We start from the raw sequence: 13,916 nt of genomic DNA, 5'->3' as shown, positions 1-13,916 counted from the left end.
CTCCGGACGGGTCCATTCCCTTCCCACTCGTTGCGAAATAGTGGGCGAAGTTCTCCCGAGATCGTTACTGAGTGGGCGGTTCGATCTGTTCCAATTGGCGGGCCGTGCGGGCGTCTTGCGCGCGATAACTTTGCTCAGTCTGACTTCTCATTTTCCCCAGCACATTCTCCATGGCCTGTTCCGATCCCTGCTGAGGCGAGCCGGTCACCGCCTCGAGGGAAGGCATGCCTGAGATCGCCACCTGATAGAGGGCGGCGACGCCGACCAGCACCAGGAGAAACTTGCAGAGCAGCCGGATGCCGGGATTGGAACTCACAAATATCGGCACCAGCAGTGCCAGCCAGCATAACCCGGCCAGGACGATGACGGCGGTTTGATGGGCCGTGAGGCCCTTGATCGTATGGGACCCGACTTTTGCCGCGATGACCGTGAGAAGGTTCTCCAGCACTCCAGAAGCAGACGGTGACCGGCTGACGGTTGCACCAGCCGCCGGCGCGGGGGCAGCGGTCGGCGAAGGCTCCGTAGCGGCCATCGTTCGTACACGCCCGCGAAATGCTGCCGGTACCTGCTCGAGGTTATCGGTCAGCACCGCCTGTCCCTGGGCATCGGTGTACACATAGAGCGGTCCCGCCTCCGCCAGGCCGCAGCATGTCAGGAAAATCACCAGCAGGATCAGCCAATTCTCACATCGATCGATCGAATGACCACATCCCCTCATGCGCGGCCCTCCACGGTCCTCCTTCAAGCATAGCAGGTCGAAACCGTGGCGCACGGATGGGACACCCGCCCCTCATGCCCTCCCCCTCCCTTGACGGACCGAAAAACGATTGTTTAGCATGCAGGAGTACCGTGACGCTTCTCCCCATTCGATGACGGAAGGACCATTGTGACCGATCAGACGACCTCTGCAGCTCCCGTTTCCTCCCTCCCCCCGGCGGCGGAGCCGACGCCCTTCATCCGCCAGCGGCCGGTCCGGATCATTATCCATACGTTTCTGGGCCTATTCGTGGTCGCCCTGATTGCGTTTCGTTTCGTGCCGGGCTGGCTGGATCCGGACTTTTCGAAGCACATCGAAAGCCACCGGGTGATGGTCGGCATGGATCGCAAACAGGTCCTCGACTCCTGGGGTTCCCCGAATACGATGAACGTGACGCACACCAGCGACGGCTTGCGGCGTGAAGAATGGATTTTTGAAGACTGGGAGAGTCCGGCGGTGGTGAAACACCGCTACTTGTATTTTGAGGAAGGCAAGTTGATCGGCGGGCATTTTTCGGGATCAGATGTTCGTCTGCCCATTCCTACGACACCGGAGCCGGTCAAGCCGAAGGGTCATCCCTAGGCGGCCGGCGATCCAGCCGGTAGGCCGCTGCTCGATACGTCATCCGTCCACATCACCGGTCGTGTCACGAATCTGCAGAGCCAGACGACTGAGCAGCACCTCGGCCCGCTGCTTGTCCCGCTCCTCCACCATCACTCGGCTGCCCAACAGCGCAACCCCGGGGTATAGTGCCCCGACGTGTTCATGCTGCACGGCGTAAGTAATCCCATTGCCGTCGAGCAGGCTCTTGATCAGCGCCAACTCACCGACGTCTCCCGATTCGCACAAGGGCACCAGCTTCGTGGAGTGTTCGGGGTGGTGTCTTGGCATGAAGGTCGGTCTCTCGGTCCGCGGTTGGAAGCCACATTCCGAACAGGCTTGTCTGGAACCGGCAGGCCGGGCGGCTGACAGTGCGCGATTCGTTGCAATTCTGTCGGTCGGTCAATACACTGACTGATGAGTGAGTGCAGGATCTTCCATCAGGTCGGGCAGCTACCCTGTGAACGAGGCGATCATGAATCCTTCGAAGCCAGGGCCCGGCGGCCCGGCACGGACGGCTTAGGGGGTTTCAGTGATCTGCACGCGCCGTTCCTTCCCGGTGCCCCCCGACACGGTCAGTACTCGCTTCCACTCGCGAACTTGGTAGATGGCCCAGGCGTGAGGCTGATCCTTATAGAAGGCATCCGGATCCTCACCGGAGGCGTTCAGATAGATCGGTTCGGTAAATCCCTCGTCCAGGACATAATCCAGCAGGCAGTCGGTGGTAAACCCCTTGCCACGCAGGGCCACTTCGGCGAGGAAGTTGAGGATCTGGTCGGAGTCTTGAATCGTGATAGGCTTCATCTGATCGGTGGCTGATTGTAGCCAGTGAGAAAGAAGGAAGGCAAGGCATGGCACACAAGAGATTGACCCGCACGCAATTTCTGGAGCGGTTGTTGGCGATCATGGACCGCAAACACCACTGGGCCTGGCCGATCATCATGGGACCGGGAATTTCAAAAGCCCAGTTAAAACTCCACTATCAACAGGAATTCCTGGTCTACGTCCGCGACTTTCCTGTCCTCCTGGCGCGCGTGCACGGGCAGAACCCGCCTCCCGATGTGCGACGCATGTTGGCCGAGAACATTTATGAGGAAGATACCGGCGGGCTGTCATTCGGTCGATCCCATCCCGAACTGTTCAACGAAATGATGCGCGGCCTGGGCTTCGACGGCGAGATGTTTCGCCGGGCAAAGCTCCTCCCGGCCAGTGCGCGATATCGGACCTGGCTGGAGAAGGTCACCGCCAGTCGCGACTGGGTGGTCGGGGCAGCCGCCCTCGCCGTGTTCGTCGAAGGTAGCATCAAGGACCGGCAGGAGATCCAGGCGCCCTCCAAGCCGAAAACCGAGACGGAGATTGAAGCCTATATCGATGCCCATCCTCTTATTCGTCACCATGGGATCGACCGTCAGCACATGGATTTGATTCGCGCCCACCAGAAAGTTGAAGCGGGTCATCGACAGGACGCGTACACGATGGTCGTCAACTACGCCGAAACCAGAAGCCAACAAAACGCTGTGCTCGCCTGCGTCACCAAAGGCCTCTCCTTGTGGATGGCCTACCGCGACAGCATTGCCAAAGCCTGCAAGCTGAAGAAGGCCTAACCCGGATGAGACTGACACGGTTGCTACTGCTGACACTCTGCCTCTTTCCGGCCGTCGGCTCTCTGCCATCAGCCCTCGGAGCCCTTCGGGTCGATGACATGGTTCTCGTTCCGGCCGGTGAGTTTCGGATGGGGGCGACCGAGGAGAGCGGCGGGCTTCCGGATGAACGTCCGCTGCGGCTCATCTACCTCAGCGCATTCCGGATCGATCGGCACGAAGTCACCAACGCGGCTTATCAGGAATTCGTGCAGGCCACCGGATACCAGGCACCTGCCAACTCGAATCCGGCATTGACGTTGTGGGAGCACAATGTGCCCCTGCCGGGCATCGAGCAACATCCCGTGGTCAACGTCAGTTGGCTTGATGCCGTCGCCTTCTGTCGCTGGGCGAACAAACGCCTCCCGACTGAAGCTGAATGGGAAAAGGCGGCACGGGGAACAGACGGGCGAACGTACCCCTGGGGCAACGAGTGGAACTTTGAAAACGGCAACAGCGCGAGCTACTGGGCCCGTCAGACGGTGCAGTTCGCCGACAGCACGGAATGGGACGCGTTCTGGGTCAAGGGCGTCGGCGCAGCCATCTCCAAAGAAAAGGGCCTGAAGGGAGAACTCCTGACCTTGCCGGTGGGCAGCTTTCCGGGCGGTGCCAGCCCCTATGGAGTGCTGGACATGGCGGGCAATGCGGCCGAATGGGTGCAGGACTGGTACAACCCCAACGACTACCGCACGGCACCGCTGACTAATCCCCAAGGCCCGGAACGCGGGGCCATCAAATCGATGCGCGGCGGCTCCTGGCTCAAACCGGCGATCAGCTTACGCACGACTGATCGCGACTGGGGCACGATGGATAGCCGCCCCTCTGGAACCGGGTTCCGTTGTGCCCGGGACGCCTACTGATCGGGGCACCTCCCGTCGCCGCTTCAAACCTCATGCTGAGTGCCCCTCTGCTATCCTGTTCTGCCTGCTCGAATTTCAGGAGATCCTAGGTACCCTACGCAATCGCCGCTATACTGCAGGTGAGCGCGACGCATCATCCGCGTCGCCGGGGGCCGATCGTTCGAGCACCGCACCATGACACTCCACACCGCCCGATTCACGACGACCGGGATCCTTGTCCTGCTGACAAGCCTCGTCTTCCTCGCCGAACTGCACACTGAATTCAGACTGGCCACCTGGGTCGCGTATCTCCTGCTGCCCGTTCCGGCCTCCCGGCTCTATCCCCGACACATGTTCCTGTTTGCCGTGGGAGGCTGGTCGCTGTTGATGGCGGCCGGATGCCTCGCACCCCTCCCGACCGACGAAGCGACGAATGCGCTCGTGAGTCGCACGATCGGTATCCTTGGTCTATGGATCATCGCCTATCAGCTCGATCGACAGCCTGCCGCTTGCGGCCTGCAGGAGGTCAGCCGACCCGCGTTCCCAGGCACGGACCATCCCCGGCGACAAGGACCGGCATCTCAGGCCACGGAGCCGGTCCTGCCGCGCGTGCCCGCGGAACCGACAGAACAGAAAACCCGCGTCTTGCTGGTCGACGATTCAATTGAGTCGCATACACTGATGCGGTTCTATTTCCGGAATACCCCGTACGACCTGGAGATCGCCTCGGATGGCGAGCAAGCCGTCGCGACCTTCCAGACAGGCCGATTCGACTTCGTCCTCATCGACCTGCACCTGCCCGGGATGGACGGCTTCACCGCCACCCGCGCGATGCGTGCCTGGGAAGCCTCCCACAAACGCCCCCCCACCACAATCGTGGCACTAACAGCCAGCAGCGTGGCTGACACTCAGGCACAGAGCCTGGCGGTGGGCTGCACGGACTTCCTGATCAAACCCATCACAAAAGCGCACTTGTTCAGCACCCTACGCAAGTACCGCCGGTCTTCTCCAGTCACCGACACCACCCCGGCACAAGCTGCGGGAACACCGGACGTGACAGAGCGCATCGACGACGAGCTCCGGCGACGCCGGCCCGCGTTTCTCGCCAATCGCCGCACGGATCTCACCCTGATGCAGGATGCCCTGGTTCAGGGAGACTATGAAGCGATTCGCACCACGGGACACCGCATGAAAGGCCTCGCAGGCTCGTTCGGGTTTCCCGACATCGGGGCGGTAGGACAACGACTGGAACAGGCGGCTCGATCCCGGGATCGGGAGGCGATTCGCCGGGAACTCGACGGACTGGCGACCATCCTCGCCGGTGTCGATCAAGCCGCCTGAGGGGATTTCAGGAGACCCTTCGAAGGAACAGAGGGACCATGAGCATTCTGATCATCGACGACTTCCAGGAAGAGCGGGACCTGCTCTTCACCATTCTTAACAGTGCGGGGTTTGGCCCGCTCCTCCCGGTCGGCACCGCGCGAGAAGGGCTGCAACTCCTGGGGGTCGGGAAACGTGGAAAGCAGACCAGCGGAATCGACTTAGTGTTGATGGATATCGAAATGCCCGAGATCGATGGATTGGAGGCCTGCCAGCGCATCCGGATGGAGGAGCACCTGCAGGGGCTGCCCATCATCGTCATTACAGCGCATACGGAGGCGAAGGATATTCAAGCGGCTTATACATCCGGCGCCACAGACTACATTCGGAAACCGGTGATCCCGGCTGAACTGGTCGCCCGGGCGGCCAATGCGTTGAGCCTCAAACAGGAGATCGATGCCAGAAAACTTCGTGAGCAGGAACTCCTTGAGCGAACCAAGGAACTCGACCATGCGTTCGAGCAGATCACCACGCTCCATGGTACGGTCCACATTTGCGCCAAGTGCAAACGCGTCAAAAGCGACGGCCCGCATTGGCAACGCGTGGAAGATTACCTACGCCGGCAGGCCCGCGCCAAAGTCGCCGAAACCGTGTGCGACACCTGTCTGCATCAGGCCTATCCCCACCTGAAATAAATACGTCCCGGTTAGGGCTGAGTTTCCTCTCCGCCCTCCAGCACAAAGTCCACCGCCTCGACACGCACTACCGGCATGATGAGCCCCAGCCCCTCCGCTTCATGGGAGAAGTCGTACATCAACGACTCCTCCGGGATCAGCCGACCGGTGATCAGCACCGCAACGGGGACAGGCGTTCCTCGCTGGATCCTCGCCCTGAGCCTGGCGGTCTCCTGCCCGGCCAAGGCAATGAGCGTGGACGGCAGGTCCTCATGCTTGAACCGCACCTCACCCCATGCGGTTCGATTGAACTTCGGCCCCAGGACGACGCGGAATCCGCCCTCCTGCTCATCGAACCCGGACAGTTCGCCGAGCCAGACAAAGGCAATCAGCCACTCCAGCGGCGCCTTCCCCTCACGCCGGGCATCGCGCTCGCGGTTGAGCGCAAAGAGCCGTTCGTCATGCCCCGGGTCATGGTGCCCCTGCCCATAGACCGTGACCCAATCGGGCGGCGCACCGTCCAGTTCAACAAGAAACTGTTCAATCGATGGCTGATCGAGAAGGAGATGGGTCTGAGCGGGAAGGCTCTCCAGAGCGGCAGCCAGGCCGTTGCGCAACGGCCTGACACCCGCCGATTCTTCGGCTTCCGCCGTGCCTGGAATCAGAGATCCACACAGCAGGAGGGTCAGGAGGAGTCGCACCCCTCTGTCGAATCGAATCATGGCTCAGGCGGCGGGTACCGACATCCGCTGAAAGAGGTCGCGAAGGTCTTGTGTTCCAGGATGGTCCCACGACAACACGCCCATATCGACCAGCACCTGAAGCCGTGGTGAAGGATCCAGGCGGGGTAACGAGGCCGCAGGCAGCGGCTGGGATTTCAAGACCTGCGCATAGACGCCGATCCAGGATTCCGTCACCGCCCGTAAGCCGGGGTCGGTGGCTTTCATCCTTCCCATCCTGACTTCCTGCAGCAACTTGATCAACGGATCCGACTGTAAGAGCGTCCCGATCGCACGACGCACCTGCGCTTCCTGCTCGTCCATGATGAGGATGATCCAGTAAAATAAAAAAATATCAGTTCATCGAACAGGAACCGGGGCCGCGAGGATCCCCGCAGGAACCACAGCCACCGCCGGAACTGGAGGTGACTGGCCATCCGCCGGTTGCGCCGACTCCGAAGGCGGAAAACTGCTTGTCGAGGCCCGTGCCCTTGCACGCGGGACAGGCCGGCACGACGTCGCCCCGGACCAGCAGTTCAAACCGATGGTTGCATTCCTTACAGACGTACTCGAATATGGGCATGGTGCTGTACTCCTTGAGATTTAAAATATTATAAGTAAGGTCGGTTCCTGTTCGCAATCATCAGCCGATAGGAGTCCACAGATGTGGTCAGAAGATAAATCGTTTGTCTTTCGAATCAGTCTCGAAGCGCAATTCCCCGACGATTATGAAGGTCCCCACGATGAACATGCGTGGCTTCGTGAATGGGAGCTGCAGATCAAACCGGTGCTCATCAAAAATCTCTTCGAGACGCTACGGGAATATCCCGCATGGAAGGCCCATGTCCGCAATCGCGGGAAATCGCCGACGGAAGAAATTGAAGTCGCGATGACCCGGGATTTTTCACCCGCACCCTAACCGGACGAACAGCCATGCGTCAGGCGACCGGCCGCGGCCTCTACATTCACGTGCCCTTCTGCCATCAGCGCTGCCATTTCTGCGCCTTCTATCTCGAAATCCATCACGCGCGCGCCGCGGAGGAGTTTCTGGGGTCCCTGATGACCGAACTGCGCCTCTACGGTGAGCAGCGGCTCTTTGGATCCGAACCGTTGCAATCGGTCTACTTCGGCGGCGGGACGCCCACGACCCTGACCGCTACGCAACTCGCCACCGTCCTGTCTGCGGCCAGGGAGACGTTCGGACTCGAGGATGCGGCCGAAATCACCGTCGAAGCCCACCCGGGATCGGTGACGGCGGACACCGTGTCACACCTCCGCAAAGCCGGATTCACACGGATGAGTTTCGGCGCCGAATCCATGAGCCAGCTCGAATTGGATCGAGTCGGACGCCCCGGCAGTCCCATGAGCACCGTACAGATGGTGGCCGCTGCGCGGCAGGCCGGCTTCACCGATCTGAACCTCGACCTCATGTATGGCCTCCCCGGACAAACCATCGAGAGTTGGGCGTCCTCGCTGCGCCGGATCGTCGATCTCGCCCCGACGCACCTCTCCTGTTATGCCCTGACGGTCGAAGAAGGCACCGCTTTGCAGACGGCGATCCGGCGTGGGACGGTTCCTGCCCCTGACGAGACACTCCAAAATGAGATGGAAGATCTGGCCGAGGAAATACTGGACGAGGCAGACTTCACCCGCTACGAAATTTCCAACTACTGTCGTCCCGGATTTGCCAGCCGGCACAATCAGTTGCACTGGACCGGCGGAGACTATCTCGGCCTGGGCCCCAGCGCACAATCCTATGTCGCAGGCCGGCGGTTTGGAAATGTGAGTGATCTGCGCGCCTACAACGCCTCTCTCCGAACCGGCACCCTCCCCGTCACAGAATCCGAACACCTCACGACAGCCGACGATGCCTGCGAACGACTGGTGTTCGGACTCCGGCTGACCGAAGGCATCACCCTCAGGGAAACGGGAGCCCTGGCATTTTCAGGCTTAACCGGCAAAGTAGACGAATTGATCGGCGGCGACATTCTCGAACGGAAAGGCGAGCGGGTGCGACTCACCGCCCGAGGCCGGCGCTACGCGGATACTGTCGCAGTAGCCCTGCTGGCAAGCCTGGAGTCCTAACTATCCTCCTGCCATTGACTTCATGACCCGACAGAGGGGAGACTGACGAACCGAAAGGAGGCCTCCGTCATGCCAGTGAACATGGACCCCGCCAAGCGGCGCCGACGTCAGTCCGTTGAACAGGCTGCGGCCGCAGCCGACCAGGACAGCAGCCAGACCAAGCAATTCGGAGAAGATACCGAAGCCGATCGGGAAAAGGCCATTGCAGAAGCGGAACTGAAAAACCTCTGGGACGCGACCGAAGTCATCGATATGGATACCTGGTGATTTAGTGCCGCAACCAGCAAGGATCGATTCGACCATTCCCGCATACCAGTTGTGCACACACCGGCCCGATCTCACCGTCGATCGACCATCATACAATCCATGAACGCCTCGTCCTCCCGCAACGCTCTCTTTCACCCGTTCCACCTCTGTGCCCCGCACACCCTTGAGGCGCTGCTCGCGCGGTACGATACCGTTCATTTCCGCGACTACATGGCGCTTCGTCTCACTCCGCTGATGGGCACCACGGCCTATCAGGACCGCATGGGAGACGAGCATCCGACACTCGTCACGAGCGGCCGCCTGGTGCAGGGATATCCGGTCAGCGGCCCGTTGGACGAGACCGCCGCGGCGGGTATCGATCGTGACCTGAGCGATTCCTATTGGCGCACCCTGTTCCATGACGGGCTCAGAAACGATCGACGTTTTCAACGCGGGCTCTTCGACCTGACGCATGCGATGAGGATCGGATCGTCGCTGGTGCCCGGCCCGGCCGCGTTGCTCCGACTGCTTGAGCCGGACCGTGCAGCCGCGCTCTACAACGTCGCCCTCGTGCAACGCCTCGCAACACCGACCCTGACGCTGGACGAGGCCTATCAATTTGAATATGGTCTGGCCTTGTTGAAGACCGCCGCCGCGCAGGTCTATACCATTCGCCTGGCCCGCGCGCACAACCTGGTGCCGGTCACCGACTCCCACACCCACCATGTCCTGCTGAGCCGGACCCTGGCCCGCGAGAGGATCGACCTCGCCCACGAATCTATCGGCGCGTCCGTAGAAGCACCGTTGTCGCAACACGCATCAAGGGTGCATGAATAACTACGAGTTGGAATACTTAAGGAGCGTGATACCGTCGATGGACCGCTGGCATCGGTTCCGGTTGCATTCAGCCCTATCTCACCTGCTACACTCCGCGCCTGGCGAGACGACCGCATGAGCACACTGACCCCTGCCATGACCCCTGAGGCCCTCGACACGACCGACGTGGGCACAGGCGACGACCTGGAAGCACGAGTCATCGTGTTCAACTGCGACTGCCACACCTATCAGCAGGTCATCGCGCTCTTCTGCAAATGCATTCCCGGAATGAACTCTTCCCGGGCCTTCGAACTGGCGTGGCGCATCGACCACGAGGGCCAGGCGACGGTCTATTCGGGAGAGCGAAAGGCGGCGGAGGAGATCGGGAAGAAACTGGCGGCCGGAGGGTTACGGGTCGGAGTGCAGTAGAGAAGGGAACGGGGCTGGTCTGCGCCGATGATCTCGACGCAGACCGACTTTACTTGGCTCGTTTCTTTGCCCCTGTTGCCTTGGTGGTTGTGGGCTTGCCGGCTGCTACAGGCTGGGATGTGGAGGGCTTCGGACTGCTCTTGGCGCTGCCATGCGCACCCTTGGCCACCTTCGCCGGTTTGCTGCTCGCCTGACTGGCCTTTTGTTCCTGCGCAGCCGCCGCTTTATAGTAGGATTTATTGAGTTTGCTGAGCATGTCGCCGTTCAGAACACGCACCTGGTACAACTCGAACAGCTTGCTGATGGCCTTGGGGTCGCCCTTGCGCGCCAGTCCCAGAAGCCGCCGCCGTTGATTCATTTCTTCTTCTTCAGTATGAGACGCTGCTCGCCGCTCCATAGCGCTCCTTTCAAAGGATGCCCGAAACTCACTGCCCAAATACGCCAAATTGCCGGATGAAATGCCCCGCAGTATAACAGATTCGGCCTAGCCAGTACTACACAAACATCGGTCATCCGGGAGAAAATATCGCGCCCTGGCCTGTTCGAGCCGATCCGGTCCACCGATCAGGCCTCGGGTTGTAGAGGGGGGATTGAGGTCTCTATAATCAGCTTTTAGCCTTCACCACGACACAAAGGAGCACCTGATGGAACATACTGCAGCGATCGATACACAAACCACCGTAGCCGACGACCCCCAAGCCCGCGCCCTGCTCCAACGGGCCTTCGAGAGCACGGCCAGATGGCAGCCTGATTTTCGAGGATTTTCGGCCGACCTTACGGTGAATACCAACGGCCAGCAGGTGCGTGGAACCGTGGTGGTCAAGGGACCGCGTGAGGTCACGGTGCAGTTGCCGGACGAAACCATTCAGAAGTGGGCCCAGGAACAGATCGGCATGATCGCCGTGCACCGCGCGCCCCGCAAGTTCGAGGAATCGGACGGCAAACACCGCCTCACCATGGAAGCCGGCGAAGACCACCCGCTCGGCCGTCGGTTAGACATCCACGGCGACGGCATGCAGTCTTTCTACCGAATCAAAGATAACCGCATCACGCAGATCAACCGGAAGATGCCCCATGTGGCGTTCACCATCAACGTGGAAGAAAGCAGCACCACCCAGGACCAGAAGCAGCTGACCACCAAGTACACGGTGTATTATTTCGCGCCGCAGGACGCCAAGCTGCGCAACGTCGAGAGCTTTACCGACACCCATGTCCGGGTCGGTAGCTCGGATCTGCCGGCCACACGCCGGATCATCTCGTACGAAAACGGGGCGGTGCTGGTTCGGACCCTGACGTTCACCAACCACAAGTTGCTGGCCTGATGGATTTGCGCACGACGTTCCCGCGCAGCATGCGCGTCACACTGGAAGGATATGTGCACCTCGCGCGCATGATCGATAAGTGCCGCGCCGTGCTCGCGGGAACCGAAGGCGAATATATCTACCCCTGCCCCATGGATGACCGGCTCATGGCATTCGCCGGCATCACCGCGGCGCAGTTCACCGCAGCCGTGAAGCAACACCCGAATGACGAAGGCGTCATCCGATGGTTTCGCGGGATAGCCACGCCGCACGCCCAAACCGAGCTGGATGAGTGGAACCGGATGATGTTGAGTCGGGGGCCCACCACGCCGGAGAAGCAGGCTTCATTTAATAAGTATCGGGACGCCGTGGATCCCTCCCGTACCGACCTCACCAGTTGGGCCGACCTCCAGGACCTTGAAGAAGGACGGACGGTCCCACGAAGAGCCTAGGGGTTAATGGTTGACATCGGCTCCGCCTGCGCGTCGGGAACAGACGCGTCCGACATTTTCATAGGAGACACACCATGGCCTTGTTACAACAGGATCTTGTTCCTGCAAGCGGTGACTCGCTCATTACGTTCGACACCGATACCAACCTCGAATGGTTGAGCCTCACGAAGACCGTGAATCTTTCCATTTCAGACGTGCGGAACGGCGCCGGGGGCTATGCCACCACCCACGGTTTTCGTTACGCCAACGGCGCTGAGCTCCAGGCGCTGTGGAACCATGCCGGAATCACAAGGTTTGCCCCCAACCAGCCTGTCCCAGTGCCCGATAGCAACTCCGCGGGAATACAAACGCTCATCGACTGGATGGGCGGCGCGACGAGTTATCCGACAACCGGCACGATCCAGACGCAAGGAATCTTCATGGTTCCACCGGCACCCGGCCATCCGGGGGTGGGACAACTCTGGTTCTTCACCAACAACCCTGGTGGGTCGTACGCAACCACGGATATTTTTCCCAATGTACCTCAAGGAGTGACGCCCGACGACTACCGGAGTTCTTCGCTGGCATCGTATCTGGTACGCAATCACGTGGCCCCTACTCCTCCCCGTAACCTTCGGGTAGGCGAAAAGTAAGGCGCGGCCATCGACTCGTTGTTTCATGGCAACTCTGCGCATCAGGGAGGAAGCCCATGACGCAGAGAAGGCCGTTTCATCGACAGCAATCCTGCCAGCTCCATGAAGCCCGAGTGAATCAGCTTCATGGAGCGCCGGCATCCCGGCAGAACAATTCACCACCGCAGTGAAGAAGAGCCGGCACGACGCAGCGGTCATTCGATGGGTTGGTCAAACAGCCATGCTCCGCAGCCAGCCTGAACAGGTGCCGGAACGAAATCGTATCCAAACAGATTCCCCCGCTGTATCTCTCCCGATACGTGTCGTTCACGATTCTCTGTACTTAGCAGGCGCGTTCTTGCTGCGCCCCTGGTCCGGCCGCCGGAGCCACGTGTCTCATTCGGACTGGTCACAGAGTCAGGAAATGATGGCATTGTGACGATCTGGCATATATATCGCATAGCCCCTGACGATAGACCTCGCGCAATCGCCCACTCCACCACCATCCGCAGGAGGTACCGACATGGCTCTCGTTCAACAGAATCTTGTTCCCGCAACCGGCGACCATCTGGTGACGCTCGACACCGAAACCAACCTTGAATGGTTGAGCCTGAATGCGACGGCGAATCTGTCCTACCTGGAGGTGCTGGGTGGCGCCGGAGGGTACACCACCACCTATGGCTTTCGTTATGCCACCGGCCAGGAAATCGGACTGCTGTGGCAGCATGCAGGCATCACAAAGTACGGCGTCACCCAAGTGGTGCCCTTCCCTCAAAGCAATCACGTGGCGATGGAAACCCTCATCGAACTCATGGGCGGCACAACGCTGTATCCATCGGTCACCAGCGGTTCCGTCCTGGTCCAGACACAGGGCATGATGAAGTTTCGAGGAGCGGGCGTCCCGACTCCCATCACCCCCATGAGCGTCGGACAGCTCTGGCTTTTCAAGAACAATCCCGGCGGATCCTACGCGGACACCAATCCGGCTGGAAACGCTGGCAAGCGAACGCCTGAAATCGCCTCCTATCTGGTGCGCGATCGAATCACGCCGGCCGGCTCCGTCTCTCGTGGAAAATCCGCCAAGGCTGTGAAAACCCGTAGCGCGAAAACGAAGGGCTGATCCCAACCAGCAGTGCAGCTCCATGAAGCCGGGTGATCGGCTTCATGGAGTGCCCGCCTCCACTCATTTCAGCTCTCTCGAAGAGCGCCTGATCTGCCGTTCCTCCCACATTGATTTGTCCTCCGCAGAAGCATAGGCTAGTGTTTGTTTCGTCGCGGCAGGTCGTAGCCCATGACGGAGCATACCCACTTCGCCACCGTCCACGATCACCCGCGCCATAACAAGAGGGGTCGTCATGGAAGACCTCACTCCACCGGATCATCGCCAAACCCCAATCACCTGACCTGAACTCCTCGGATGCACTCTG

The 13,916-nt window shown here is 60.4% G+C and carries 21 protein-coding genes; 14 read left to right on the top strand and 7 right to left on the bottom strand.

Annotated features, from left to right (window positions below; genetic code table 11):
- Window positions 1–64 precede the first annotated feature (64 nt).
- Window positions 65–718 (bottom strand): DUF4124 domain-containing protein, encoded by a 654-nt coding sequence (locus H8K11_07930; protein ID MCS6263675.1) that lies wholly within the window; start codon window positions 716–718, stop codon window positions 65–67.
- Window positions 719–886: 168 nt separating this feature from the next.
- Here H8K11_07930 and H8K11_07925 point away from each other — a divergent pair, with 168 nt between their 5' ends.
- Window positions 887–1,339, top strand: a complete 453-nt coding sequence (locus tag H8K11_07925) for a hypothetical protein (protein MCS6263674.1) — start codon at window positions 887–889, stop codon at window positions 1,337–1,339.
- Between the two features lie 39 nt (window positions 1,340–1,378).
- Here H8K11_07925 and H8K11_07920 read toward each other — a convergent pair whose 3' ends face one another.
- Window positions 1,379–1,648 (bottom strand): DUF2007 domain-containing protein, encoded by a 270-nt coding sequence (locus H8K11_07920; GenBank protein ID MCS6263673.1) that lies wholly within the window; start codon window positions 1,646–1,648, stop codon window positions 1,379–1,381.
- A 228-nt stretch (window positions 1,649–1,876) separates the two neighbouring features.
- The gene (locus H8K11_07915) at window positions 1,877–2,161 is read right to left on the bottom strand and encodes a hypothetical protein (GenBank protein MCS6263672.1); all 285 of its coding nucleotides are present in this window, start codon (window positions 2,159–2,161) and stop codon (window positions 1,877–1,879) included.
- A 62-nt stretch (window positions 2,162–2,223) separates the two neighbouring features.
- Between H8K11_07915 and H8K11_07910 the strand changes: the two genes are divergently transcribed.
- The 4 genes from H8K11_07910 to H8K11_07895 all read left to right on the top strand — a co-directional run bounded on the left by H8K11_07910 (window position 2,224) and on the right by H8K11_07895 (window position 5,851).
- The gene (locus tag H8K11_07910; protein ID MCS6263671.1) at window positions 2,224–2,961 is read left to right on the top strand and encodes an iron-containing redox enzyme family protein; all 738 of its coding nucleotides are present in this window, start codon (window positions 2,224–2,226) and stop codon (window positions 2,959–2,961) included.
- A 5-nt stretch (window positions 2,962–2,966) separates the two neighbouring features.
- A complete protein-coding gene (locus H8K11_07905; protein ID MCS6263670.1) occupies window positions 2,967–3,857 on the top strand; it encodes a formylglycine-generating enzyme family protein in 891 nt (296 codons plus the stop codon).
- Window positions 3,858–4,031: 174 nt separating this feature from the next.
- Complete coding sequence (locus tag H8K11_07900; GenBank protein ID MCS6263669.1) at window positions 4,032–5,177, top strand: response regulator; 1,146 nt, start codon at window positions 4,032–4,034, stop codon at window positions 5,175–5,177.
- Window positions 5,178–5,215: 38 nt separating this feature from the next.
- Window positions 5,216–5,851 (top strand): response regulator, encoded by a 636-nt coding sequence (locus tag H8K11_07895; GenBank protein ID MCS6263668.1) that lies wholly within the window; start codon window positions 5,216–5,218, stop codon window positions 5,849–5,851.
- Between the two features lie 11 nt (window positions 5,852–5,862).
- Here H8K11_07895 and H8K11_07890 read toward each other — a convergent pair whose 3' ends face one another.
- The 3 genes from H8K11_07890 to H8K11_07880 are packed head-to-tail and all read right to left on the bottom strand — an operon-like array spanning window position 5,863 to window position 7,132.
- Complete coding sequence (locus H8K11_07890) at window positions 5,863–6,552, bottom strand: hypothetical protein (GenBank protein ID MCS6263667.1); 690 nt, start codon at window positions 6,550–6,552, stop codon at window positions 5,863–5,865.
- 3 nt (window positions 6,553–6,555) lie between these two features.
- Entirely contained in the window at window positions 6,556–6,873 is a 318-nt protein-coding gene (locus H8K11_07885) for a hypothetical protein (GenBank protein MCS6263666.1), read from the bottom strand.
- A 31-nt stretch (window positions 6,874–6,904) separates the two neighbouring features.
- Window positions 6,905–7,132, bottom strand: coding sequence for a zinc ribbon domain-containing protein (locus tag H8K11_07880; GenBank protein ID MCS6263665.1), 228 nt, complete (start codon window positions 7,130–7,132; stop codon window positions 6,905–6,907).
- Window positions 7,133–7,213: 81 nt separating this feature from the next.
- Here H8K11_07880 and H8K11_07875 point away from each other — a divergent pair, with 81 nt between their 5' ends.
- The 5 genes from H8K11_07875 to H8K11_07855 all read left to right on the top strand — a co-directional run bounded on the left by H8K11_07875 (window position 7,214) and on the right by H8K11_07855 (window position 10,125).
- Complete coding sequence (locus tag H8K11_07875) at window positions 7,214–7,468, top strand: hypothetical protein (protein ID MCS6263664.1); 255 nt, start codon at window positions 7,214–7,216, stop codon at window positions 7,466–7,468.
- A gap of 14 nt (window positions 7,469–7,482) precedes the next feature.
- Window positions 7,483–8,634, top strand: coding sequence for a radical SAM family heme chaperone HemW (gene hemW, locus H8K11_07870; GenBank protein ID MCS6263663.1), 1,152 nt, complete (start codon window positions 7,483–7,485; stop codon window positions 8,632–8,634).
- 69 nt (window positions 8,635–8,703) lie between these two features.
- Complete coding sequence (locus H8K11_07865) at window positions 8,704–8,901, top strand: hypothetical protein (protein MCS6263662.1); 198 nt, start codon at window positions 8,704–8,706, stop codon at window positions 8,899–8,901.
- A gap of 99 nt (window positions 8,902–9,000) precedes the next feature.
- A complete protein-coding gene (locus H8K11_07860) occupies window positions 9,001–9,717 on the top strand; it encodes a hypothetical protein (GenBank protein ID MCS6263661.1) in 717 nt (238 codons plus the stop codon).
- A 114-nt stretch (window positions 9,718–9,831) separates the two neighbouring features.
- Window positions 9,832–10,125 (top strand): ATP-dependent Clp protease adaptor ClpS, encoded by a 294-nt coding sequence (locus tag H8K11_07855; protein ID MCS6263660.1) that lies wholly within the window; start codon window positions 9,832–9,834, stop codon window positions 10,123–10,125.
- 49 nt (window positions 10,126–10,174) lie between these two features.
- Here H8K11_07855 and H8K11_07850 read toward each other — a convergent pair whose 3' ends face one another.
- Window positions 10,175–10,522 carry a hypothetical protein gene (locus tag H8K11_07850; GenBank protein MCS6263659.1) on the bottom strand — a complete coding sequence of 116 codons (348 nt, stop codon included), beginning with the start codon at window positions 10,520–10,522 and terminating at the stop codon, window positions 10,175–10,177.
- 247 nt (window positions 10,523–10,769) lie between these two features.
- On the opposite strand from H8K11_07850, the gene H8K11_07845 reads away from it, so the two are divergent.
- The 4 genes from H8K11_07845 (at window position 10,770) to H8K11_07830 (ending at window position 13,609) form a co-directional block, all read left to right on the top strand.
- Window positions 10,770–11,447, top strand: coding sequence for a DUF3386 domain-containing protein (locus tag H8K11_07845; protein ID MCS6263658.1), 678 nt, complete (start codon window positions 10,770–10,772; stop codon window positions 11,445–11,447).
- Window positions 11,447–11,878 carry a DUF5069 domain-containing protein gene (locus H8K11_07840; protein ID MCS6263657.1) on the top strand — a complete coding sequence of 144 codons (432 nt, stop codon included), beginning with the start codon at window positions 11,447–11,449 and terminating at the stop codon, window positions 11,876–11,878. The genes H8K11_07845 and H8K11_07840 overlap by 1 nt, the downstream gene beginning before the upstream one ends.
- A gap of 74 nt (window positions 11,879–11,952) precedes the next feature.
- Window positions 11,953–12,510 (top strand): hypothetical protein, encoded by a 558-nt coding sequence (locus H8K11_07835; GenBank protein ID MCS6263656.1) that lies wholly within the window; start codon window positions 11,953–11,955, stop codon window positions 12,508–12,510.
- A gap of 502 nt (window positions 12,511–13,012) precedes the next feature.
- Entirely contained in the window at window positions 13,013–13,609 is a 597-nt protein-coding gene (locus H8K11_07830; protein MCS6263655.1) for a hypothetical protein, read from the top strand.
- The last annotated feature ends 307 nt before the right edge of the window (window positions 13,610–13,916 follow it).

It is taken from the genome of Nitrospira sp. (genome assembly GCA_024998565.1).
Classification (GTDB): Bacteria; Nitrospirota; Nitrospiria; order Nitrospirales; family Nitrospiraceae; genus Nitrospira_A.
This window is presented reverse-complemented; position numbering and strand designations above follow the sequence as displayed.